This window comes from Streptomyces sp. NPDC006691 (assembly GCF_042869955.1).
Lineage (GTDB): Bacteria > Actinomycetota > Actinomycetes > Streptomycetales > Streptomycetaceae > Streptomyces.
The window spans coordinates 209014-231726 of sequence record NZ_JBIAGW010000005.1 but is presented as its reverse complement, the minus strand read 5'-3'; the positions used below and the strand labels follow the sequence as shown (position 1 = coordinate 231726).

Below are 22713 nucleotides of genomic sequence, written 5' to 3'. Positions count from 1 at the left end.
CTCGGGGCGCGCGGGCGGCGCTCAGCGGACCCCGCGGCCGAGGAGTTCGACCAGGCCGACCGGCAGGAACTCCGGCCGGTGGGGCCGCCCGACCTGGTAGGGCACGAAGCCCTGCGCGGCGGCGGCGCCGACCTCCTCGGCCGTCTCGGCCTGGTAGACGAGCCGGCAGTGCCCGGAAGCGGCCTTGGCGCGCTGCCACAGGGCGGGGGCCGGCTTGCGCTCCGCGTCGGTACGAGGGGTGAGGATCCGGTCGCCGAAGTCCCGCCAGGCGAAGGGCGCGGAGCCCCGCCAGGTGGCGTCGACCTCCTGCTTCAGACGGGCGGCGCGCTCGGCGTCGGTCGCACCCCAGGAGGGCGGAACGTTGGTGATGAGGCCGACCTGGATGTGGTGCGCACGCAGGTCACGCAGATAGGCGGCCGCGCCGGGCAGATAGGAGGTGCTGCCGTCCTCGGCGGTGTGCACCAAGGTCTCGCCGAGGTCGAAGTACACGACGGGGCAAGGGCGTTGGGTGCCGGCCGGCGCGCCGGCGCGCTGGCTCGCGGCGCCGTCGGCGGCCGGGGCGGCCGTGGCCGCCGTGGCGCCGGCCGTGGCGCACAGCACGGTCGATGCCAGGGCCGCGCCCAGCAGGAGACCTGCCCGGGCCAATCCCTTGTGGGGGGTGGTGAACATGGCGGTGTTGCCCTTCTCCCGGCGCGCCGCGTGGGTGAGCGGTGCGAAATGGCCTGCATGTGACCTGTTCATGACATGCAGATGCCGCGCAGTCTCTCACGCGGTGGCCGGGCGCCCCCAGGCTTCGGGTGCATTCGCCGGGCTAGTCCTTGGCCTCCTGCTGGATGCGGATCAAATTGCCGGAGGGGTCGCGGAAGGCGCAGTCGCGCGGGCCCCAGGGCTGGTCGATGGGCTCCTGGAGCACCTCGGCGCCCGAGGCGCGTACCTTCTCGAAGGTCGCGTCGAGGTCGTCCGTGCGGAAGACGAACATCGACAGGACGCCCTTGGTGAGCAGCTCCTGCATCGCGTCGCCGTCGGCCTGCGAACGGCCCGCGTGCGGCTCCGAGAGGACGATTTCGAGGCCCGGCTGGGTCGGGCTGCCGAGCGTCACCCAGCGGTGGCCGCCCGAGGAGACGTCGTTGCGTACCTCAAGGCCCAGGGCGTCCCGGTAGAAGCCGAGCGACTCGTCGGGGTCGTTGACGGTGATGTGGCAGTACTGGAGAGCGATGGTCATGCCGCCCACGTTAGGCGGCGGCGTTGCCGCCCGCTTCTCGGATCCTGCCCGGTGCGCCCGGTGCGCCCGGTGCGCCCGGTGCGCCCGGTGGGGTCGGCGTGCGCGTCGCGGCCCTCGCGCTCGTCACGCTCGGGGGAGTGCGCGTCGGGCGCGTCCGCACCTTGGCCACGCACGCGGGCATGGCCGCCACCGCCTCGTGGGCCCGGCCGCGGTAGGCGCTCGGGGTCTCGCCCACGACCTCGGTGAACCGGGAGCTGAACGAGCCCAACGACGTACAGCCCACCGTCATGCACGCGTCGGTCACGCTCATGCCCCCGCGCAGCAGCGCCATCGCCCGCTCGATCCGGCGGGTCATGAGATAGCTGTACGGGGTCTCTCCGTAGGCCGCCCGGAACCGTCGCGAGAAGTGCGCGGGGGACATGAGCGCGTGCCGGGCCATGGTCGGGACGTCCAGGGGCTCGGCGTACTCGCGGTCCATGAGATCGCGCGCCCGGCGCAGGTGCGTGAGGGTGGCGAGCTCTTCCGGCGTCATGCAAACGACGCTACCACCGCCCACCGACAGCGCACCTGACCTGCGAGAACGGCCCTCTCAGTGCTGCGGTTCCACGGGCTCGGAGAGGCCCGCGAGGGTCGCCGGCGGCGCCTCGCGCTGGTGCGGGAACGCGGTTGCCGCCGCGGGTGGCCCGGGCACGTCCTGCTGGAGGGATACGGTCCGCGCCGGGGCCGGAATCGAGATGCCCTCCGCCCGGTAGCGCCGGTGCAGCCGCTTGATGAACTCGTGCTTGATCCGGTACTGGTCGCTGAACTCGCCCACCCCCAGGATCACGGTGAAGTTGATCCGCGAGTCCGCGAACGTGTGGAACCGGACGGCGGCCTCGTGGCCGGGCAGCGCGCCCGAGATGTCCGTCATCACACTGTCGACGACGTCCAGCGTGACCCGCTCGACGTGCTCCAGGTCGCTGTCGTAGCCCACTCCCACCTGCACCAGGACCGTCAACTCCTGTTCCGGGCGGGCGTAGTTGGTCATGTTGGTGCGGGCGAGCCGGCCGTTGGGGATGATCACCAGGTTGTTGGACAGGTTGCGCACCACCGTGTTGCGCCAGTTGATGTCGACGACATAGCCCTCCTCGCCGCTGCTGAGCCGGATGTAGTCACCCGGCTGCACGGTCTTCGACGCGAGGATGTGGACGCCCGCGAAGAGGTTGGCGAGGGTGTCCTGGAGGGCCAGGGCGACGGCGAGGCCGCCCACGCCGAGGGCGGTGAGCAGCGGGGCTATGGAGATGCCCACCGATTCCAGGGCGACCAGGACGCCCATCGCCACGACCACGACCCGGGTGATGTTGACGAAGATCGTGGCCGAGCCGGCCACCCCGGTCCTGGACTGTGCCAGGGACTGGACGAGCCCCGCGATCACCCGGGCCGCGGTGAAGGTGATGATGAGGACGAGCAGGGCGGTCAGCGAGTGGTTGACGATGGCCGCGACCCGGGCCGTGAGCGGCAGCGCGGAGGCCGAGACCGCCGTACCCGCGATGGCGGCCGCCCAGGGGGCGATGGTGCGCAGCGCGTCGACGATGATGTCGTCGCCGGTCCAGCGCGTTCTGAGGGCGTGTTTGCCCAGCCATCTCAGCAGCACCCGCAGCAGCAGCCCGGCGGCGATGCCCGCCGCCAGCGCGATGCCCGCCACCACCCAGTCGTGCAGGACGAGACTCCGGTTCAACGGACATCCTCCCGGCGGCGGGGAACGGAGGGTTGAACGAGGGGTGCCGTCGACCGCCGTATGTGATGTGTCGTCACCTTGCCACCTGTCAGATCGTGTTGCCTGGAGCCTCGTTCGGGTGGACGGACCTCGTCGGACACCGGAACGGGCTGCCATCCTGCCCCATGGGCCGGGCGTGCTCACAGGTGGGCCGGGTGCATCGGGGAGCGCCGCGAGGGCAGGGTGCGCCGGAGGCGCTAGCGGGGACCGGACACGTCGAACACCGCGCGTGCCGTCTCCCCGTCCACCCGGGCGGCCAGCTGCCGCAGGGCGGTCTCCCCGCATCGCAGTACCTTCCGGTCGCGGCTGGTGCGCGCGTCCCGGTCCAGGACGTGCCACAGCGGGGGATTGGCCACGAGCACCTTCGGGTCGATCTCGACCCGGTTGCCCTCGGCGTCCCGCAGTACCAGACGCTGGGCGACCCCGTCGGACCAGCGCACCGCGACCAGGCGGTCGGTGCGTACTTCGGACCGGCGCAGCAGCCCGCGCGCGACCAGCCGGCCCGGACCGGCCGACACCCGGGCGGGCCAGAGCACGACGAACAGGAGCGCGGCGAGCAGGCCCCACAGCCCGCCACGTGCGAGGTCGAGGGTGCCGGCCACGGCGTCGACCGTCAGGAGGAGGCCGAGCAGCACCGCCGAGCAGCCCGCCGCCGAGCGGGCCTCACCGGCCCAGGTGGTGTCGTACACCACGGCTTCGGCACAGCGGGGCGAAGCCGTGCCGGGTCCCGTCGCACTGCGGGTGATCTGTTGTCCCATGGGGCGGGACGCTATGGGTGCCGACCACATATGACCCCGTACTTTGACGGGCCGCTGATGCGTCCGCCGCCCGAATTGACGCGGGTCATACGCGGCTCATACGCGGGGCGGGCCCTGCCCGCAACCCGGGCGCCGGGTGGCTCCGGGGAGGTATCAAACGCGGACCACGGCGGTATACCTACCGGCAAGGAACCCGTCCGACCCGACGCCGCGGCCGGCCGTCGCCGGCGTCATGGCGGGTTCCGCCGCACGGACGGCGGGCGCCCCGACGCGGGCGGGCCCTGGTGCGGCGCGGGAGTCCGCGTTCCGTCCCCATCCTTGGCGAACCCAGCCGGTTCCGCTTTTCCCGGCTCGCCCGCGGGCCGTGGAGCGATCACCCGAGGAGTGAGGCATGAACGAGCGATGTGACGGGATCGTCCAGTACTTCGACCGGGAGAAGGGCTACGGATTCGTCGTGCCGATCGGGCACCACGACGGCATCTACGTGCGCCGGGAGGACATCGAGGGGGAGACCAGGACGCTGTCCGAGGGCCAGCAGGTCTCCTTCGTCATAGAGCTGGGCCGCGGCCGCTTCGAGGCCCGTGCGGTACGCCCGTGAACCGAGGGCCGCCCGGGGCCCCGCCGAGCCCTCCTCACCGGGGGGCCGGGCCGGGGGCCCGTCGTGACCCGGTCCGATCACGAGATATCTTGATGTCGAGCAATGTTGCAGACGTGGAGCGGAGCACCCGGTGACTGACTCGACCATCATCTACACCCACACTGACGAGGCGCCGGCCCTGGCGACGCATTCGTTCCTGCCCGTGATCCAGGCGTACGCCTCGACCGCAGGTGTCACTGTGGAGACCCGTGACATCTCGCTGGCGGGGCGCATCATCGCGAGCTTCCCCGAGTTCCTGGAGGAGGGCCAGCGGATCGAGGACGCCCTCGCCGAGCTCGGTGAGCTGGCCAAGACGCCCGGCGCGAACATCATCAAGCTGCCGAACGTCTCGGCCTCCATCCCGCAGCTCAAGGCGGCCGTCGCCGAGCTTCAGGCCCAGGGCTACGCGCTGCCCGACTACCCGGACGACCCGAAGAGCGACCAGGACGAGGACGTCCGCGCGCGCTACGACAAGATCAAGGGCAGCGCCGTCAACCCGGTCCTGCGCGAGGGCAACTCCGACCGCCGCGCCCCCGCGTCGGTCAAGAACTACGCCAAGGCCCACCCGCACCGCATGGGCAAGTGGACCGCCGACTCGAAGACGAACGTCGCCACCATGGGCGCCGACGACTTCCGGTCCACGGAGAAGTCCACGGTCATCGCCGAGGACGGCTCGCTGCGCATCGAGCTCGTGGCGGCCGACGGCACCACCACCGTGCTGCGCGAGTCGGTACCGGTCCTGGCCGGCGAGGTCGTCGACGCGTCCGTGATGCACGTGGCCGAGCTGCGCCGGTTCCTCACCGCGCAGATCGCCCGCGCCAAGGCCGAGGACGTGCTGTTCTCGGTGCACCTCAAGGCCACCATGATGAAGGTCTCCGACCCCATCGTCTTCGGCCACGTGGTGCGCGCGTTCTTCCCGAAGACCTTCGACAAGTACGGTGACGTGCTCGCCGCCGCCGGTCTGTCCCCCAACGACGGCCTCGGCGGGATCCTCAAGGGCCTCGACAACGTGCCGCACGTCGGCGCCGAGATCAAGGCGGCCTTCGAGGCCGAGCTGACCGAGGGCCCGGCCCTCGCCATGGTCGACTCCGACCGCGGCATCACCAACCTGCACGTGCCGTCCGACGTCATCGTCGACGCCTCCATGCCGGCCATGATCCGCACCTCCGGCCACATGTGGGGCCCGGACGGCGCCGAGGCCGACACCCTCGCGGTCCTGCCGGACAGCAGCTACTCCGGCGTGTACCAGGCCGTCATCGAGGACTGCCGCGCCCACGGCGCCTTCGACCCGGCCACGATGGGCTCGGTGCCCAACGTCGGCCTGATGGCACAGAAGGCCGAGGAGTACGGCAGCCACGACAAGACCTTCGAGGTCCAGGCCGCGGGCACCGTCCGCCTCGTGGACGCCGCGGGCAACGTGGTCCTGGAGCAGGAGGTCGCCGAGGGCGACATCTTCCGCGCCTGCCAGACCAAGGACCTGCCGATCCAGGACTGGGTCAAGCTCGCCGTCACCCGCGCCCGCGCCACCGGCGACCCGGCCGTGTTCTGGCTGGACGAGGGCCGCGCCCACGACGCCGTCCTCATCGAGAAGGTCCGCGCCTACCTCGCCGAGCACGACACCGAGGGCCTCCGGATCGAGATCATGTCCCCGGTCGAGGCGACCGCGTTCTCCCTGGAGCGCATCCGCCGCGGCGAGAACACCATCTCGGTCACCGGCAACGTGCTGCGCGACTACCTGACCGACCTGTTCCCGATCCTGGAGCTGGGCACCAGCGCCAAGATGCTCTCGGTGGTCCCGCTGATGAACGGCGGCGGCCTCTTCGAGACGGGCGCCGGCGGCTCCGCCCCCAAGCACGTCCAGCAGCTGGTCAAGGAGAACTACCTGCGCTGGGACAGCCTGGGCGAGTTCCTCGCGCTCGCGGTCAGCTTCGAGCACCTCGCGACGACCACGGGCAACGCGCGCGCCCAGATCCTCGCCGACACCCTCGACCGCGCCACCGGCACCTTCCTCAACGAGGACAAGTCGCCGAGCCGCAAGCTCGGCGGCATCGACAACCGCGGCAGCCACTTCTACCTCGCCCTGTACTGGGCCCAGGAGCTGGCCAAGCAGACCGAGGACACGCAGCTCGCGGAGGCGTTCGCGGCCCTGGCCAAGACGCTGACCGAGCAGGAGTCCACCATCGTCGACGAGCTCATCGCGGTGCAGGGCTCGCCGGTCGACATCGGCGGCTACTACCAGCCGGACCCGGCCAAGGCCTCCGCGGTCATGCGTCCCTCGAAGACCCTGAACCAGGCCATCGCCACCCTCGCCTGACCCCAACTCCCCTGCGGGGGAGCGCAGTTGAGCACGCCGCCGCCCCGGCCGGATTCCTTCCGGCCGGGGCGGTCGCGTGGTCCGGCCCCGCGGCGGGAACGTGCCGACGCGGGCTGCGCGACCCGTTGACCGATTGGTCCAGACCTTCTACGGTGCGTCGCATCGGGCGGGTCACCCCCACCGCTCCGCAAGGCACACGGTTCTGCACAGCCCTGGTACCCCCACCTCACCGCAGGGAGAACCATGTCCGCACCGCGTTCCACCCCCGCGCGCCGCCGGCGAAGACTCGCCGTGCTGCTCGCCGCGCTCCTGCTGCCGCTCGCCGCCCTCACCGGGCTCGGCGCGGCCCCCGCCGCGGCCGCCTCCGGCCTGACCGCCACCTTCGCCTCGCAGGACAACGGCTCCTGGTGGAAGGGCACGTTCGTCGTGCACAACGCGACCTCGGCGCCCGTCACCGGCTGGGCCCTGGAGTTCGACCTGCCCGCCGGGGTGAGCGTCACCGGCCACTACAACGGCGACGCGACCGTCACCGGCCGGCACGTCAGCGTCAAGAACGCCTACTACAACGCGACCGTCCCGCCCGGCGGTTCCACCGAGCCGTACAGCTACTGGTTCGTCGCGAACGGCCCGGTCGGGGCACCCACCGGCTGCACCGTCAACGGCGACAAGTGCGACGGCACCCCCGATGTTCCGCCCACCGCCCCGGGCACACCGCGGGCCGCCGCCGTGACCGCGCACAGCGTCTCGCTCGCCTGGAGCGCCGCCACCGCGGGGGACCACCCCGTCGCCTCGTACGAGGTGCTCGGCGGCGACACCGTGCTCGCCACCACGACCACCACCTCCGCGACCCTGACGGGCCTGACCCCGGCCACCGGGTACACCTTCACCGTCCGGGCCAAGGACACCCGCGGCAACCCCGGTCCGCGCAGCGAGCCGCTCGCGGTGACCACCGTGGACCCCGCGTCCGACCCGGTGCCGCCCGGCGCTCCGGGCGACCCGCGCGCCACCGCGAAGACCTCCACGAGCGTCACCCTCGCCTGGGGCGCGGCCACCGACAACATCGGTGTGGTCGCCTACGACGTCTACCGCGACGGCACCCTCGCGACGACCGTGGCCGCACCCGCCACCACCGCCACCGTGCCCGGCCTCACCCCGTCGACCACGTACACGTTCACCGTCAGGGCGCGCGACGCCGCCGACAACGCCTCCGCCCCCTCGGCCGCGCTCTCCGTCACCACCGACGACCTCGTGGGCCAGGGCAAGTACCTCAAGGCCGGCTACTTCGCGCAGTGGGGCATCTACGGCCGACAGTACTTCGTGAAGAACCTCGACACCTCGGGCGCGGCGGCCAAACTGGACGTCCTCAATTACGCGTTCGAGAACATCGACCCCACCAACCTCACCTGTCAGGCCGGTGTCACCAAGGGCGTCAGCGGCAACCCGCAGGACCCCGACGAGGGGACCGGCGCGGGCGACGCCGACGCCGACTACGGGCGCGCCATGACCGCCGCCCAGTCCGTCGACGGCGTCGCCGACGACGGCTGGGGCCAACTGCGCGGCAATTTCAACCAGGTGAAGAAGCTCAAGGCCAAGTACCCGAACCTCAAGGCCGTCGTGTCGATCGGCGGCTGGACGTACTCGAAGTTCTTCTCGGACGCCGCCGCCACCGACGCCTCCCGCAAGAAGTTCGTCAGCTCCTGCATCGACGTGTGGATCAAGGGCAACCTGCCGCTCTACAACGGCGCGGGCGGGCCCGGCACCGGTGCCGGGGTCTTCGACGGCATCGACATCGACTGGGAGTGGCCCGGCACCGACGGCCACCCCGGCAACCACTACTCCACCGCCGACAAGGCCCATCTCGCCCTCCTGCTCGCCGAGTTCCGCAAGCAGCTCGACGCGCTGGGCGGCCCGCACCGGCTGCTCACCGCGTTCACGCCCGCCGACCCGGCGAAGATCGCCGCGGGCTGGGACCTCACCCAGGGCTCCGGCGTCTTCTCCTCGCTCGACTACGCCATGGTCCAGGGCTACGACTTCCACGGCTCGGGCAGCGACAACTCCTGGGAACCGGGCCGCACCGGGCAGTCCGCCAACCTCTACCCCGACCCCAAGGACCCCTACAGCTTCCACTTCAGCGTGGACGCGGCCGTGGCCGCCTATCTGTCGGCGGGCACCAACCCGCGCAAACTCGCCGTCGGCTTCCCCTTCTACGGGCGGGGTTGGAAGACGGTCGCGGACGGCGGGGCGCACGGCGTCTGGCAGGCCGCCGACGGGGCCGCGCCCGGCCAGTTCCCCGAGGAGGCGGGCGTACGCGGTTACGCCAACCTGATCGCCTCGGTGCCCGGAATGACCGTCTACCACGACGACCGGGCGGTCGCCACGTACGGCTACACCGGGGAGGGCGGCCAGTGGTGGTCGTTCGACGACGCCTGGTCGATCGGCCACAAGACGCCGTACATCAAGAGCAAGAACCTCCTCGGCGCCTTCGTCTGGGAGATGTCCGGCGACACCCCCTCGGGCACCCTCATGAACGCTCTCGACACGGGCCTCAAGTAGCCGACGGCGGGCGGGAGTTGGACCCGCCCGCCCGCCGGGCCGGATTCAGTGTCCGCCGCCGTCGCCCGCGTCCCCCGCGGCGTGTGCGTCGGTGTGGTGGTCGGCGTGCACCTCCGGGGCCTCGTCGCCCCGGTGGCGCGTCTCGGTGATGATGCCGGTCACCGCGACCGCCACCAGGCAGGCGGAGATGATCGCCTCGGCCCACAGGAACGCCGCGTAGTCGAGCAGACAGCCCACCGGCGGGCCGCCGGGCGCCGCGTTGCGGAACCCGGCGAGCGCGAACAGGGTCGCCGCCATCCAGGCCATCGCCGGCCACACCAGACCCCGGCGCTGGTCGACGATCACCCAGGTCGCGCCGAGCACCGCGAGGGCGAGCCCCCACATGATGAACATCATGAACCAGGCCAGGATGAACGTGGCCCGCGAGCGGCTGACGCGCACCTCGAACGCGACGAAGCCGTGGTCCTGGCTGCGGCTGACGACCGTCGGCTTGAAGAACGCGTCGACGTCCCGCAGCGACAGGGAGACCGGCACCTCCCTGCCTCCCGCTTCGGCGGCGAAGCCGATGATCGTCGAGTACCGGTCGAACGGGTAGTCCGAGACGGAACCGCCGTCCAGGCTCACCTTCACGTCCTCGTAACTGACCTGCCGCCCCGCCTTGAAGTCCAGGGTGCCCCGGATCAGCGAGGAGGTCTCCACCCGCAGGTCGACGGCCGGGGTGTAGGGGTCGCCGTTCTCCCGCAACGAGCCCTGGGGGAGCACCAGGACCCGCAGCGTCAGCTCACGGGCCACCGGGTCGACCTTCTGGACGCTGGTGTCGACGTACACGCCGTTCGCGGCGCGGCTGTCGCCCACGAAGTGTTCCTGCTGGCGCACGTCGCGCTCGTTGAAGTACAGGAGCACTCCGATGACGGCGGCCAGCAGGATCACCAGCAGTGACATCACGTGACGCACGACGTACTTGTTCGGTCTGAAACGGGCCATAGGCGAATGAATACACCCCGGGGCCCCGCCGCGCGGGTCAGACGTGGCGGGGCAGCCGGACCGTCAGCGCGTAAAGGCGGGTGGTCTGCACCGGGTTCTCGTTGTCGTCACTGACCAGGAGGAGGCGCAGCCGGCCGTCCCGGGTGCGGCCGGTCACGGCCAGGCCCTCGATGTTGTCGAGCAGCGGGTTGGGCTGCGGCTGCTTCGCCGTGGCGCCGAGGGAGGGGCAGGCGCCGATGTCGGCGAGCAGCGTCTTGCGGACGGAGCGCGCCGGGCCCGGCAGGTTCTCGACCTTGCTCACATCGCTCGCGCCGCGCGGGTCGGCGAGGAAGAGGCGTACCGCATTGCCCACGCCCGCCGTGAAGCCGCGCTCCAGGACGAGCAGCCGCCCGTCGCCGGTGGCGGTGATCTCGGAGACGCCCGCGTTCGGCTCCACGGGGTAGGCGTACTGCCCGGCGAGCGTGAAGTCGCCCTGCGCGGAGCCCCGGTGCCAGGTCTGGAACCGGACGAGCGTACGTCCGGCCGCGTCCTTGGCGTCGCCGGACAGCGGGGCCTCCATCGAGGCGACGAGGGTATGGCCGCCGGGTTGCAGGGCCAGGCCCTCGAAGGTCGCGTTGGCGATGGCGCGCCCGGCGGGGGCGACCCGCAGGGCGTCCGGGACCGGCAGCCGGCCGAGGAGCTTGCCGTCGCGGTCGTAGTGGCGTATCGACGGTTCGGTCTCGGAGGTGATCAGACGGGTGCCGTCGCGCTCGACGACGACGGCCTCCGAGTCCAGCTGCGCGCCCCTCTCGTCGGCGAGCGGCACGACGCGGGTGGGAGCTGCCGAGAGGTGCTTGCCGACCTTCAGGGCGAACAGTTGGGAACGGTCGGACAGCGCGGCGACCGTGCCGTCGGTGTCCACGGCGAGACCGGACAGGTTGCCGACGACCGTGCCCTGGAACAGCGTCTTGTCCAGGTCGTCCGAGAAGCCGTCCACGGCCGTGGAGGCGGAGCAGGCGTGCGCGGAGGCGGGTGGCCGGACCGCGGCGTTCGCGTCGGTGACGGTCACGCAGGCGGCGACGGCCAGCGAAGCGGTGGCGGTGGTGACGAGGGTGCGCAGACGCACGGTTCCTCCCGGGTCGGATGTGGATGGCACCACACAGTAGATCGCCTTGTGTGAAGGGCGAGTTGAGCACATCCGTCCTGTACGGGAACGCCGGGCCGCCGAGCGAATCCCGGCGGCCCGGGCGAGGGGGCGGCCCCGCGGCGGGACCGCACGGGGCCGTCGTGACCGCAAACCGCGGGTGAGCCGGGCCCCTGGCGGACCGGGAGGCGCCCGGGGCCACTTATCCTGAGCCACTCAGTCCGTACCCGGCGTCCTGGCCGCACAACTTGTCCTTGGAGTCCGCCTTGAGGGTAAATCTCCGTTCCCGAGTCACCCTGTGGCTCGGGCGCACCTACCTAGCCAGGATCCAGAAGCGCGGCATCGGCCCCGGCACGATCTCGCTGCTGCCCGACGCGCTGCTCATGCCGCTGCGCCGGAACGGGCTCGACCCGGTGCCCGAGCTCACCGCCCGGCAGGCCGAGGAACCGGTCACCAAGGTCCCGCTGCCGTTCGGCATGGACGCCTGGGTGGTCACCGGACACGACGCCGTGAAGGCCGTCCTCGGCTCGGCCGACGGGTTCAGCAACGACTTCACCCACCTCGCGGGCAACGCCGGCGTGGTGGAGGAGCAGCATCCCGGCGGGCTCGGGTTCAGCGATCCGCCGGTGCACACCCGGCTGCGCCGCATCCTGACGCCCGAGTTCACCATGCGGCGCCTGCGCCGGCTGACCCCGCGCATCGAGGCCCTGGTCGAGGAGCGGCTCGACGCCATGGAGGCCGCCAGCGGCACCGTCGACCTGGTCGAGGCCTTCGCGCTGCCCGTCCCCTCGCTGACCATATGCGAGCTGCTCGGCGTGCCCTACGAGGACCGCCACGACTTCCAGCAGCTCGCCATGGAACGCTTCGACCTGTTCGCCGGGGCCACCGCCCCGCTCGGCGCGATGTCCGCCTCGCTGTCCTACTTCCGCGACGTGGTCAAGAAGCAGCGTGAGAACCCGGGCGACGGCCTGATCGGCATGATCGTCAAGGAGCACGGCGACAGCGTCGGCGACGACGAGCTCGCGGGGCTCGCCGACGGAGTCCTGACCGGCGGCTTCGAGACCACCGCGAGCATGCTGGCGCTCGGCGCCCTGCTGCTGCTCCAGGACCCGGACGCCTTCGCGCGAATAGCCAAGGACGAGGAGGCGGCCGCGACCTTCGTCGAGGAGTCGCTGCGCCACCTCACCGTCGTCCAGCTGGCCTTCCCGCGCTTCGCCCGCGAGGACGTGGAAGTGGCCGGCCGGCTCATCCCCAAGGGCGACATGGTGCTGTGCTCGCTCAGCGCCGCCAACCGCGACGCCGCCCACATCCCCGACGGCCACCGCTTCGACCCGCACCGCAGGGCGGCCGGCCATCTCGCCTTCGGCCACGGCATCCACCGCTGCATCGGCGCCGAACTCGCCCGCATGGAACTGCGTGCGGCCTTCCCCGCCCTGGCCCGCCGCTTCCCCGAGATGCGCCTGGCCGTCCCGGCGGACGAACTCGCCTTCCGCAAGCTGTCGATCGTGTACGGGGTCGAGTCGCTGCCGGTACGGCTGCGCGGCTGACCCCGCGGGCCCGGGCCGGAGCCCGCGGGGCGCGCCCGGTCAGCTCACCGTGAGCGCGGTGTCGTCGATCACGAACGACGTCTGGAGCTTGGAGCCCTCGGTCGCGGTGAACTTGAGCGTCACCGTCTGCCCGGCGTACGCGCCGAGGTCGAAGGCGCGCGGGGCGTAGCCGCTCGCCGCGTTCAGGTTGGAATACGTCCCGAGGGTGGCCAGGACCGATCCGCCGCTGTTCAGTACCTGCACCTTGAGGGTGTCGTACGCCGTGCTGGACGTCTCGGCCGTGTCGATGTGCAGCTGGAAGCCGAGCGAGGCGGCACAGCCCGCCGGGACGGTGACCTGCTGCGCCAGGGTGTCGGTGTGCGCGGTCCCCTTCCCGCCGAGCCACGCCTTGTACGCGCCGGTGCGGGCGGGCTCCCCGCTGCTGGTGTTGATGATGCCGCTGGTCGCGGTCCAGCCCGAACTCCCCGATTCGAAGCCGGGGTTGGCGAGGAGCTGGGCGCCGGTGCAGCCGGGGGTGGGGTCGCCGCCGGTGCTGCCGGCCGCGCCCGACAGCCATGCGGTGGCGTTGAGCGCGAGGGCGGCGTCCGTGCCGGCCGGGTCGTTCCAGCCGTCGTACAGGGTGTTGCCCGACTGGCCGGTTCCGTCGTCGATGGGCGAGCTGTCGCCCCAGAAGGCGACCCGGCCACTGCCGAAGGTGCTGGTGGCGAAGAACGCGCCGGTATCGCCGGAGTAACCGGTGCGGTAGACCTCGCCCTTGGCGGCCGGGTTGTCGGCGGGCTTGAGGGTCACCGTCGTGCCGTTGCGGATGATGCTGCCGGTCACCTTGCCGAAGGAGCCGTTGAGGACCGGGTCGGCGCTGTCGCCGATGGCCCTCGGGTTGTCGGTGGCGATGTTGAGCGAGTCCACCGAGAAGCCGAACGGGTCGGTGCTGTCCACGGAGTTGTTGGACATCAGGTCGTTGATGACCTTCACCGCGTCCGCGCCGTCGTTGTTGCGGTCGGAGCCGGTGTGGTCGGAGATGAGGAAGAGGCCGCCGCCGTTCTTCACGAACTGCATCACCGCGGTCTTCTCCACCGCGCCGAGCAGCACGTTGGGCTCCGGCAGCACGAAGGTGTCGAAGTTCTTCAGATCGAGCGGGGAGGACGTGCCGTAGGTGATCGTGTTGCCCGAAGGCAGCGTCTTCAGGGCGTAGCCGCCGCTCTTCTGGAGCGCCACGCCCCAGGAGGACAGGGCGCCGGTCCAGTCCGTCTCGGCCGAGGGGGACGGGTTCTGGGCCAGCGGGTCCGGCTGACTGGTGCTGATGATCCAGTCGGCGTTGCCGGCCGTCTCGGCCTTGGAGTTGTCGAACAGCACCCGGTGCGGCGCCGCCGCCGCGGCGACGGCCGGCGCGGAAGCGGCGGGCGGGGTGGCGGCCTGCGCGGCGGCGCCACCGGCGACGACCAGCGCGCCGAGCGCGGTCAGCACGCCGGCGGTCCGGCGGCGCGGCAGTGCGGTCCGGCGGCGCGAGGGAGCGGAACTGCTGGCTCCGAGCATCCTGCGTACCTCCATGAGGGGTGGGGGGAGTGGTGGTGGGGACACCAAGTCTGCGCGCGTAGAACGTCGTTGTGCGGACTCCGGAGCAGCGCGCGGTTGAACCGTACATGGCGGAAAGGGTGCGGCGGCAGGTGTTCGTCGTGGCGAAATCTGTCGGTAATCGTGGACGCGCCGCAGGTTCTACGCTCGTTGACGTGACCCGGGCCGGGGGCCGGACGGGAGCGCGCACGGGGCCGTGGTGCGGGCGGGATCGGGGAGGTTCGTCGATGGCTGATGGCGCCAGGCTGCGGCCGGTGGGCGACCAGGACGTGCGGCTGCGCCACCGGGTGGTGCACGGCTACCGCCGGGCGTACCGCACGGCGGGCCAGGGGCCGCCCGTCGTGCTGATCCACGGAATCGGCGACTCGTCGGCCACCTGGGCCGAGCTGATCCCCGGCCTCGCCCGCCGCTACACCGTCCTCGCCCCCGATCTGCTCGGCCACGGAGCCTCCGAAAAGCCGCGCGCCGACTACTCGGTGGCCGCGTACGCCAACGGCCTGCGCGATCTGCTCGGCGTCCTCGGCGTCGAACGCGCCACCCTCGTCGGCCACTCGCTCGGCGGCGGCGTGGCCATGCAATTCGCCTACCAGTACCCGGAGTCGACCGAACGGCTCGTCCTGGTCGGCGCCGGGGGAGTGGGCCGCGAGGTCAACCCGGTGCTGCGCGCCGCCACGCTCCCCGGCGCCGAGCTGGTCCTCGCGCTCCTGGCGCGGCCCGCGATGCGCCGGCCCACCCGGCTCGTCATCGAGCTGATGCGGCTGCTGGGCACCGACCTCGGCCAGGACGCCCCGGACCTGCTCGGCCTCGTGGACGCGCTGCCCGACGCGAGGTCCCGCAGCGTCTTCGTGCGCACCCTGCGGTCGGTCGTCGACCCGCACGGCCAGGTCGTCACCATGCTCGACCGCTGCTATCTGACCGCGGGCATGCCCACCCTGCTGATCTGGGGCTCGCGCGACAGTGTCGTACCACCGAGCCACGGCCGGCGCGCGCACGCCGCCATGCCCGGCAGCCGTCTCGAAGTCTTCGAAGGCGCCGGGCACTTCCCCTTCCACACGGACCCGGCCCGTTTCCTCGCCCTCGTCGAGGACTTCATCGCGACCACCCCGCCCGCCGACTGGAGCGCCGAGCACTGGCACGCCCTGATGCGCGCGGGCCGCGACGGCACGGCGGTCGCGGAGCCCGACCCCGGCCAAGAGTCCATCGTGGCACGGGAGTTGCGGAGGGAGAGCGAGCGCAGCGCGACCTGACGCCTGTCGTGCGGATCGGTCGGAGGCGCGCGGACAGGCCCTGGCCTCACTTCTTCATGACCGCCTCCATCACCGCCTTGGCGATCGGCGCGCCGAGCTTGCCGCCGGCGATCTCGGAGCGCTGGATGTCCATGTCGGCGGGGTCGACGAACACGGCCACCGCCACCGGGGAGGTGCCGTCGCTCTGCTTGGCGTACGAGACGAACCAGGCGTAGGGGCGCTCCTCGCGCACATCGGCGCCGTGCTGGGCGGTGCCGGTCTTGCCGCCGACGGTGACGCCGTCCATCCGCACCTTCTTCGCGGTGCCGTCGCTCGCCGTGAACTCCATCATCTCCTGCACCTTCTTCGCGGTGCTCTCGGAGACGGCCTGGTGCAGAACCTCGGGCCTGGCCTTCTCCAGCGAGGACAGGTCCGGGCCGCGCAGCTCGTCGACCATGTACGGCTTCATGACCTTGCCGTCGTTGGCGATGCCCGCGGTCACCATGGCCATCTGGAGCGGGGTGCTGGTCACGCTGCCCTGGCCCATGCCGGTCAGCGCGGTCCCCGGCTTGTCGAGGTCGTCGGGGTAACCGCTCTTCGCGGTACGCACGGGGACGAACTGCTCCTCGTTGAACCCGAACTTCTCGGCCGTCTCGCGCATCTTGTCCTTGCCGGTCTTCAGCGCGGTCTGGAGGAACACGTTGTTGCAGGACCACTGCATGCCGGTCTTGAGGGACACCTTGTCGCACAGCGAGTTGTCGACGTCGTTGCCCACCTGGGTGGTGCTCAGCGGCAGGGTGTACGGCGCGGGGGCGTCCGGCATGGCGGCGTTGATGTCGGTGACCACGCCGTGGTCGAGCGCGGCGGCCGCGGTGAGGATCTTGAATGTGGACCCGGGCGGATACACCTCGCGGATCGCCCGGTTGTTGAGCGGCTTGCTCTTGTCGGCGTCGAGCCGCAGGAACTCCTGGCCCTCCTTCCGGGAGATCCCGGAGAAGACCGACGGATCGTAGGAGGGGGTACTCGCCATCGCGAGGATCCTGCCCGAGCGCGGATCGAGGGCGACCACCGCGCCCTTCGCCTTCAGCTTCGTCAGACCCTCGTACGCCGCCTTCTGCGCGGCCGGGTCGATCGTGGTGATCACATCGCCGCCGCGCGGGGTCTCCCCGGTGAACAGGGACTTGGTCCGGTCGAAGAACAGCCGGTCGTCCTTCCCGTTCATCACCTTCGCGTGCACGCCCTCCAGGAACGTGGCTCCCTGCGCCTGGGAGAGATAGCCGGTGACGGGCGCGTACATCGGGCCGTCCTTGTAGGTGCGCTTGTACTTGAAGTCGGAGCCCGGCGTCGCCACCGACCCCGTGATCGGCTGCCCGCCCACCACGATGTCACCGCGCGGCTGGGCGAACGCGTCGATCTGCACCCGCCGGTTGTGCTCGTTGTTGGCCAGGGTGTCGCCCTTCACGAACTGGACCCACGTCGCCCGGACCAGCAGGGCGAACACCATCACCCCGCAGAAGGCGGCTATGCGCCGCAGCGGCTTGTTCATCACGCTCCCAGAGTCATACCGAATGGGGTTCAACCGGACATGTGGTGATCAGCAGAACAGGTCCGGCCCCCGGATGTCCAAGAGCGCTCAGGCGTCACACGCCATAGGGATTCGCCTATCAGTGCAGGTCATGGGGGCAAGATCGCCCTTCGTGAGCCCCGGATGGGGATATGGCTGTTACGGAAGGGTCATAAACCGGTCATGGCGTCCAGAGCGCCGACCGGGCCCCGGGTGCCTTCGGGCCGGGCAATGCCCGACGCCACGTCGTGTGCAATTCACCGGGAGCACATATGGCGATCCCATACTCACAGCGCGGAAGCCCATGCGGAAACCACAGAGGGATTCGACTGTGCCCCACGTCGCGGAGAACGCCACATCCATGCTCTCGATATCCACCGCACCCGCCGCCACCGGTTCCTACACCACCTCCATCGCGGACACCGAGGAACAGATCCGGGCCGCGCAGCGGTTGCGGTACCGCGTCTTCGGCGAGGAGATGGGAGCGGCCCTCACCACCCCGCTGCCCGGCCACGACATCGACGCCTTCGACACGCTCGCCGACCATCTGATCGTGACCGACACCGCGACCGGCGAGGTCGTCGGCACCTACCGGCTGCTGCCGCCCGGGCGGACCCGACGCTCCTACTCCGAGGGCGAGTTCGACCTCGGCTCGCTCGCCGCGCTGCGCCCCGCGATGATCGAGGCCGGGCGTTCCTGTGTGCACACGGACCACCGCTCGGGCGCCGTCATCAACCTCATGTGGTCCGCGCTGGCCCGCTATGTGCTGCTGTCCGGGCACCGCTATCTGGCGGGCTGCGCATCCGTACCGCTCGCCGACGGCGGTGCGGCCGCCTCCAGCGCCTGGCTCCTCGGCAACGCCAAGCACTCCTCACCCCCCGAACTGCGGGTCCACCCGCACCGCCCGTGGCTGCCGACGGCCCCGGCGCCGGGCCGCGCCGGCTACGCGGACCTGCCACCGCTGCTGCGCGGATACTTCCGGCTCGGCGCCTGGATGTGCGGGGCGCCCACCTACGACCCCGAGTTCAACGTGGCCGACTTCTTCGTGCTGCTCGACATGGACCGGCTCGGCGACCGCTACCGCCGCTACTTCCTCGGAGACGCCGGCCGCGGAGACACCCGATGAACCCCTGGTCGGTAGCGGCACCCTGCACCCCGGACTGTCTGGACGACCACACACCCCGAGTGCCGCTCACCGAGACGGCACGCCGGTACGCGGCCCTCACCCACACCCTGATCCGCGCCGTGGCGACGGGCGAGCGGCTCGCGGACCCGCGCGTGCTGCGCGGCCAGGCCCGGGCCGTACTCCACGCCCTGGGCGTGCGCCTGGAGACCGGGCCGCCCGTGCGGGGGGTCGCACCGGCCGCGGGGATCACGCCGGGCGCGCTGGTCGTCGCCAACCACATCTCCTGGCTCGACGCCGTGGCGCTGCTCGCCGTCGAGCCGGTCACCGTCCTCGCCAAGCGCGAGGTCGGCCAGTGGCCGGTGGTCGGCACGCTCGCCCGCCGCATCGGCACCCGCTTCATCGACCGCGGAGCGGTACGCGAACTCCCTTACACCGTGGCTGAGTTGGCCGGTCTCCTGCGCTCGGGCCGGTCTGTCCTCGTCTTCCCGCAGGCCACCACCTGGTGCACCGTCGCGGGCGGCCGGTTCCACCGGGCCGCGTTCCAGGCCGCCGTCGACGCGGGCGCCCCGGTGCGGCCGATGACCGTCGACTACCTCCAGGACGGCGTCCCCACCACGGTCGCGGCCTTCCTCGGCGGCGACGACTTCACGACCTCGCTGCGCAGGGTGACCCAGGCCCGCGCCCTGAGCGTGCGGGTCACCGCGCACCCGGAGCTGCACGGCACCGACCGCCGCACCCTGGCCGCCGCGGCCGGCGCCGCCGTGTGCGGCACCCGGCCGCCCGCCCACACCGGCACGCGCGTACCCGCCTGAACGCCCTGTCCGCCCCCTAAGCTGGGCAGCCATGTTCACACCCGAGGGTCCCAGCTTCCGTGAGCTCGCCGTCCAGGCGCTGTCGTCCGTCGAGCACGGCTACGACCTCCTGGCCCCGAAGTTCGACCACACCCCGTTCCGTACACCGGAGTCGGTCCTCGACGCCACCGCCGCCGTGCTCGCCGGACTCGGCCCGTTCGGCCGGGGGCTCGACCTGTGCTGCGGCACCGGCGCCGGCCTCGACGTGCTGGGCCAGGTGTGCCGGGAGCGGATCACCGGCGTCGACATCAGCGCCGGGATGCTGGAGGTCGCAGCCGGGGCGCATCCGGAGGCGGACCTGCTGCGCGGCGACGTGCGGGCACTGCCGCTCGGCGCGGACTACGACCTGGCCGTCAGTTTCGGAGCGTTCGGCCACTTCCTGCCCCGGGAGCGGCCGAACCTCTACGCCCAGGCGTACGCCGTGCTGCGGCCCGGCGGCCGGTTCGCGTTCCCCGTGGCCGCCCCGGCCCGGCCGGGCAGCCCGGGCCATCTCGCCCTGCTCGGCTTCGACACGGCCATGCGGATCCGCAACGCGCTGTGGCGCCCCCCGTTCGTCATGTACTACCGCGGCTTCGGCCTCGCGGACATGCGCCGGGAGCTGGCGACGGCCGGCTTCGCGGTCGAGCTGTACGCCCTGGAGGCGCTGGGGCGCCGCCCCGACGGCAGCCCGCGGGCCCGACTGGTCGTGGCCACGAAGCAGGACCGCGAAGCCCCTCAGCCACAGGTGAGTTGAGGTGCGGCCCAGTCCGCGTGGTCGTAGTCGACGCCGTCGCCGGCGTCCGTGACGACGAGCCGCAGCTCGTTCGCACCGCTCACCTCGGCACTGATCGCCTTCGCCGCGTCCGCTCCGGTGACCTTGCCGCTGTCGGCGGCGAGCACCCCGTCCCGGTACACCTGGAAGACGACCGAGCCCTTCGCGCCCACCTCGTCGTCCACACCCACGCTCGACCGGAACGCGGTGCAGGTGCCGCCGAGGTAGTACGTCACCGTGGACGCCGCGTGCGTGCCGAGGCCCTTGGTGTAGACGGTGCCACCCACGGTCAGGGGCTTGCCGTCGCCCGCGGCCTGTTCGCCGTTGCTGCGGTCGCGCTCGACCGGGCCCCAGCCGCCGGCCGCCGAGCTCCACGCCAGGTCGCTCAGCGCGTGGGTACCGGCGGACGGGCCCTGGCCGCAGGCCAGTTGGGGACCCGCCCAGTCGGCGTGGTCGTAGGTGATGCCGTCCCCGCCGTCGGTCACGACCAGGCGCAGCGTGCCGCCGCCCCGCAGATCGGCCGCGAGGTGCGTGGGCGGATCGCTCGCGGTGCGCAGCCCGCTGTCCGCGACGAGCGTCTGGTCCCGGTAGATCCGGAACACCACCGAACCGCCGGCCGTAGACTCGTCGTCCACGCCCACGTCGACGTTGAGCGAACGACAGCCGCCGCCCAGGTAGTACGTGATGTCCGAGGCGGCATGGGTGCCCAGGCCCTTGGCGTAGGTGGTCCCGTTGATGGTGAGCGTCCGGCCGTCGCCCGCGGTCTGTTCGCCGTTGCTGCGGTCGCGCTCGACCGGGCCCCAGCCGTTCACGGCCGACGTCCAGGGCAGGTCGCCGAGCTGGTGGAGACCGGTCGGCGGCGGAACCGGCGAGCCGGGTGTCACCCGGTACATCACGGTGCCGTGGGCCGGCACCGACGCGCTGATGGCGCTGGTGGTGCTGCTGGTCCGCTTGGACCACAGATCCTTGAGCGCGTACGAGGACGCGCCGCCGATCCCGAGGGCGTCGACGGTCGTCGAGATCGTCCGGGCCGAGGTGTTCTCATTGGTGAGCGTGACCGAACGGCCGCCGTCCGCAAGGGGTTTGGACATCACCACGAGGCCACCGGAGCTCGACACCACGGTGCCCTGCTTGCCGAGCGGGTCCTGGTCGACGGCGATGACGTCGGTGTTCTTGAGGATCGCGAGCGTCGCCGCGCTCGGATTGCGCAGATCGCTGCCGATGAGCAGCGGCGCCGCCATCTGCGACCAGAGGCTGAAGTGGGTGCGGTACTCGGTGTCCGTCATGCCGCCGTTGCCGACCTCCAGCATGTCCGGGTCGTTCCAGCCACCGGGGCCGGCATAGGGGGCGAGCGACTGGTTCTGGTGCGCGATGTCGATCATGCTCGACCAGGAGTCGCTGATGTCGCCCGTGGTGCGCCAGGAGTTGCCGGTGCCCGAGGCCCAGTTCCAGGGCTGGTTGGAGCCCCATTCGCAGATGCTGTACAGGATGGGCCGGCCCGCCGCCCTGAGCGCGTCGCCCATCGCCCGGTACCGCTGCTTCGCGTCGGCGCCGGTGTTGTTGCAGTTGTCGTACTTGAGGTAGTCGACGCCCCAGGAAGCCCACAGATCGGCGTCCTGCTGCTCGTGACCGAGGCCCCCGGGAAAGCCCTGGGTGTCGCAGGTCCTGGTGCCCGCGCTGGAGTAGAGCCCGAACTTCAGGCCCTTGGCGTGCACGTAGTCCGCGACGGCCTTGATGCCGTGCGGGAAGCGCGCCGGGTCGGGGACGAGGTTGCCGGAGGCGTCCCGGTCCGGCAGCGCCCAGCAGTCGTCGATGTTGACGTACGTGTAGCCGACGTCCTTGAGGCCCTGCGCGACGAACGCGTCCGCGATGCCCTCGACCATCGACTCGTCGAACTCGCCGCGGCAGTGCGTGGAGTTCCAGTTGTTGAACCCCATCTGCGGGGTACGCGCGAGGCCGTTGTCCACGGCCGCGGCCGGCGGCGCGGCCGCCACCTCCACGGCGACCGTCACGCCGCCCGCGACAAGAGCGAGGGCACCCAGAGAAGCGGTGACGCGCTGTCTGAAGATGTTCAGTTCGGCAGTCAAGTGCGGCTCCGTTGCAGGTGATTGGCGCACAAACGAACGGTGTCGAACGAAAGCAACCACATCACAGCGCCCGGGCAAGTGCATGTCAAGAGAAGCGGCCGGTGAGTCGGCACGGTGCGCCACCCCGCTCGGCGGGCCCCGCGGGGTCCGGCCGAACGCGGGGTCCGGGTCCCCTCACCGCCGCATCCGGTCACGCGAGGGCCCACCGCACCGGCGGTGGGGCCCTCGCGTGACCGCGGTGGACAGCGGCCGGAGGACTAGCAGTCGGGGACGTGTCCCCGTACGTCGACGTACGAGGCGCTGACCCAGCCGCGCGCGTTGCCCAGCCAGTACCACCAGTCGGTGCCGTGCACGTCCGTCCCGTACGTCTTGCACTCCACCCGGTCCCGGGCGCCCGGCGACAGACTCGTCACCACATCGGCGCGCAGCGTCGGGTCCTCCCGTACGTTCAGTTCGATGCGCGAGGTCACGGTGCCCCACACGGGTCCGTCGTCATGGTGTGCCGGGGCCGCGGTGGCGGTGACCGCCATGGCGGCGCCGCCCGCGGAAAGACCGCAGGCGAGCAGGCCCGCGGCCAGCGCTCGACGGGTGCGTCCGGTGTGCATGAGCGACTCCCTTCGTCACTGCTGCCCCCTGGGATGC

General features: G+C 71.7%; 19 protein-coding genes. 8 read left to right on the top strand and 11 right to left on the bottom strand.

What is annotated here, in order from left to right:
• Nucleotides 1-21 precede the first annotated feature (21 nt).
• The 5 genes from ACFYNP_RS14320 to ACFYNP_RS14300 form a co-directional block, all read right to left on the bottom strand.
• Nucleotides 22-741: a hypothetical protein gene (locus ACFYNP_RS14320; protein WP_388785533.1), complete on the bottom strand. Its 720-nt coding sequence runs from the start codon at nt 739-741 to the stop codon at nt 22-24.
• A gap of 70 nt (nt 742-811) precedes the next feature.
• The gene (locus tag ACFYNP_RS14315) at nt 812-1222 is read right to left on the bottom strand and encodes a VOC family protein (protein WP_388785531.1); all 411 of its coding nucleotides are present in this window, start codon (nt 1220-1222) and stop codon (nt 812-814) included.
• A gap of 10 nt (nt 1223-1232) precedes the next feature.
• The gene (locus tag ACFYNP_RS14310) at nt 1233-1754 is read right to left on the bottom strand and encodes a helix-turn-helix transcriptional regulator (protein ID WP_388785529.1); all 522 of its coding nucleotides are present in this window, start codon (nt 1752-1754) and stop codon (nt 1233-1235) included.
• Between the two features lie 57 nt (nt 1755-1811).
• Nucleotides 1812-2939, bottom strand: a complete 1128-nt coding sequence (locus ACFYNP_RS14305; RefSeq protein ID WP_388412941.1) for a mechanosensitive ion channel family protein — start codon at nt 2937-2939, stop codon at nt 1812-1814.
• Nucleotides 2940-3175: 236 nt separating this feature from the next.
• A complete protein-coding gene (locus ACFYNP_RS14300; RefSeq protein WP_388785527.1) occupies nt 3176-3736 on the bottom strand; it encodes a hypothetical protein in 561 nt (186 codons plus the stop codon).
• Between the two features lie 391 nt (nt 3737-4127).
• Here ACFYNP_RS14300 and ACFYNP_RS14295 point away from each other — a divergent pair, with 391 nt between their 5' ends.
• The 3 genes from ACFYNP_RS14295 (at nt 4128) to ACFYNP_RS14285 (ending at nt 9240) form a co-directional block, all read left to right on the top strand.
• Complete coding sequence (locus tag ACFYNP_RS14295) at nt 4128-4334, top strand: cold shock domain-containing protein (RefSeq protein WP_382587643.1); 207 nt, start codon at nt 4128-4130, stop codon at nt 4332-4334.
• A gap of 130 nt (nt 4335-4464) precedes the next feature.
• Nucleotides 4465-6687, top strand: coding sequence for an NADP-dependent isocitrate dehydrogenase (locus ACFYNP_RS14290; RefSeq protein WP_388785525.1), 2223 nt, complete (start codon nt 4465-4467; stop codon nt 6685-6687).
• A 243-nt stretch (nt 6688-6930) separates the two neighbouring features.
• Nucleotides 6931-9240 (top strand): glycosyl hydrolase family 18 protein, encoded by a 2310-nt coding sequence (locus ACFYNP_RS14285; protein ID WP_388785523.1) that lies wholly within the window; start codon nt 6931-6933, stop codon nt 9238-9240.
• A gap of 45 nt (nt 9241-9285) precedes the next feature.
• Here the strand turns inward: ACFYNP_RS14285 and ACFYNP_RS14280 are convergent, their stop codons facing one another.
• Nucleotides 9286-10224: a DUF4436 family protein gene (locus tag ACFYNP_RS14280; protein WP_388785521.1), complete on the bottom strand. Its 939-nt coding sequence runs from the start codon at nt 10222-10224 to the stop codon at nt 9286-9288.
• Between the two features lie 37 nt (nt 10225-10261).
• Nucleotides 10262-11329, bottom strand: coding sequence for an esterase-like activity of phytase family protein (locus ACFYNP_RS14275; RefSeq protein ID WP_388785519.1), 1068 nt, complete (start codon nt 11327-11329; stop codon nt 10262-10264).
• 284 nt (nt 11330-11613) lie between these two features.
• Between ACFYNP_RS14275 and ACFYNP_RS14270 the strand changes: the two genes are divergently transcribed.
• Nucleotides 11614-12894 carry a cytochrome P450 gene (locus ACFYNP_RS14270; protein ID WP_388785517.1) on the top strand — a complete coding sequence of 427 codons (1281 nt, stop codon included), beginning with the start codon at nt 11614-11616 and terminating at the stop codon, nt 12892-12894.
• A 39-nt stretch (nt 12895-12933) separates the two neighbouring features.
• Here ACFYNP_RS14270 and ACFYNP_RS14265 read toward each other — a convergent pair whose 3' ends face one another.
• A complete protein-coding gene (locus ACFYNP_RS14265) occupies nt 12934-14427 on the bottom strand; it encodes a hydrolase (protein WP_388785515.1) in 1494 nt (497 codons plus the stop codon).
• 266 nt (nt 14428-14693) lie between these two features.
• Here ACFYNP_RS14265 and ACFYNP_RS14260 point away from each other — a divergent pair, with 266 nt between their 5' ends.
• On the top strand, nt 14694-15713 hold the full coding sequence (locus ACFYNP_RS14260; RefSeq protein ID WP_388412928.1) for an alpha/beta fold hydrolase: 1020 nt from the start codon (nt 14694-14696) through the stop codon (nt 15711-15713).
• Nucleotides 15714-15759: 46 nt separating this feature from the next.
• Here ACFYNP_RS14260 and ACFYNP_RS14255 read toward each other — a convergent pair whose 3' ends face one another.
• Nucleotides 15760-17238, bottom strand: coding sequence for a peptidoglycan D,D-transpeptidase FtsI family protein (locus tag ACFYNP_RS14255; RefSeq protein WP_388785802.1), 1479 nt, complete (start codon nt 17236-17238; stop codon nt 15760-15762).
• 379 nt (nt 17239-17617) lie between these two features.
• Here ACFYNP_RS14255 and ACFYNP_RS14250 point away from each other — a divergent pair, with 379 nt between their 5' ends.
• Genes ACFYNP_RS14250 through ACFYNP_RS14240 form a run of 3 tightly spaced genes read left to right on the top strand, consistent with a single transcriptional unit; the run spans nt 17618 to nt 19966 of the window.
• Complete coding sequence (locus ACFYNP_RS14250; RefSeq protein WP_388785800.1) at nt 17618-18382, top strand: GNAT family N-acetyltransferase; 765 nt, start codon at nt 17618-17620, stop codon at nt 18380-18382.
• Nucleotides 18379-19194 (top strand): lysophospholipid acyltransferase family protein, encoded by an 816-nt coding sequence (locus ACFYNP_RS14245; RefSeq protein WP_388785513.1) that lies wholly within the window; start codon nt 18379-18381, stop codon nt 19192-19194. The genes ACFYNP_RS14250 and ACFYNP_RS14245 overlap by 4 nt, the downstream gene beginning before the upstream one ends.
• A gap of 31 nt (nt 19195-19225) precedes the next feature.
• Entirely contained in the window at nt 19226-19966 is a 741-nt protein-coding gene (locus ACFYNP_RS14240; RefSeq protein WP_388785511.1) for a class I SAM-dependent DNA methyltransferase, read from the top strand.
• Here the strand turns inward: ACFYNP_RS14240 and ACFYNP_RS14235 are convergent.
• Both ACFYNP_RS14235 and ACFYNP_RS14230 read right to left on the bottom strand, forming a co-directional pair.
• Nucleotides 19948-22071: an NPCBM/NEW2 domain-containing protein gene (locus tag ACFYNP_RS14235; protein WP_388785509.1), complete on the bottom strand. Its 2124-nt coding sequence runs from the start codon at nt 22069-22071 to the stop codon at nt 19948-19950. The genes ACFYNP_RS14240 and ACFYNP_RS14235 overlap by 19 nt on opposite strands.
• 257 nt (nt 22072-22328) lie before the next feature.
• Nucleotides 22329-22676: an SH3 domain-containing protein gene (locus tag ACFYNP_RS14230; RefSeq protein WP_388412920.1), complete on the bottom strand. Its 348-nt coding sequence runs from the start codon at nt 22674-22676 to the stop codon at nt 22329-22331.
• Between the last annotated feature and the right edge of the window lie 37 nt (nt 22677-22713).

Bases quoted from the DNA above. Each gene is read 5' to 3' on its own strand.
- ACFYNP_RS14320 (WP_388785533.1), bottom strand. From the start codon at position 741: ATGAACAGGTCACATGCAGGCCATTTCGCACCGCTCACCCACGCGGCG.
- ACFYNP_RS14315 (WP_388785531.1), bottom strand. From the start codon at position 1,222: ATGACCATCGCTCTCCAGTACTGCCACATCACCGTCAACGACCCCGAC.
- ACFYNP_RS14310 (WP_388785529.1), bottom strand. From the start codon at position 1,754: ATGACGCCGGAAGAGCTCGCCACCCTCACGCACCTGCGCCGGGCGCGC.
- ACFYNP_RS14300 (WP_388785527.1), bottom strand. From the start codon at position 3,736: ATGGGACAACAGATCACCCGCAGTGCGACGGGACCCGGCACGGCTTCG.
- ACFYNP_RS14295 (WP_382587643.1), top strand. From the start codon at position 4,128: ATGAACGAGCGATGTGACGGGATCGTCCAGTACTTCGACCGGGAGAAG.
- ACFYNP_RS14285 (WP_388785523.1), top strand. From the start codon at position 6,931: ATGTCCGCACCGCGTTCCACCCCCGCGCGCCGCCGGCGAAGACTCGCC.
- ACFYNP_RS14280 (WP_388785521.1), bottom strand. From the start codon at position 10,224: ATGGCCCGTTTCAGACCGAACAAGTACGTCGTGCGTCACGTGATGTCA.
- ACFYNP_RS14265 (WP_388785515.1), bottom strand. From the start codon at position 14,427: ATGCTCGGAGCCAGCAGTTCCGCTCCCTCGCGCCGCCGGACCGCACTG.
- ACFYNP_RS14260 (WP_388412928.1), top strand. From the start codon at position 14,694: ATGGCTGATGGCGCCAGGCTGCGGCCGGTGGGCGACCAGGACGTGCGG.
- ACFYNP_RS14255 (WP_388785802.1), bottom strand. From the start codon at position 17,238: ATGAACAAGCCGCTGCGGCGCATAGCCGCCTTCTGCGGGGTGATGGTG.
- ACFYNP_RS14250 (WP_388785800.1), top strand. From the start codon at position 17,618: ATGCTCTCGATATCCACCGCACCCGCCGCCACCGGTTCCTACACCACC.
- ACFYNP_RS14245 (WP_388785513.1), top strand. From the start codon at position 18,379: ATGAACCCCTGGTCGGTAGCGGCACCCTGCACCCCGGACTGTCTGGAC.
- ACFYNP_RS14240 (WP_388785511.1), top strand. From the start codon at position 19,226: ATGTTCACACCCGAGGGTCCCAGCTTCCGTGAGCTCGCCGTCCAGGCG.
- ACFYNP_RS14230 (WP_388412920.1), bottom strand. From the start codon at position 22,676: ATGCACACCGGACGCACCCGTCGAGCGCTGGCCGCGGGCCTGCTCGCC.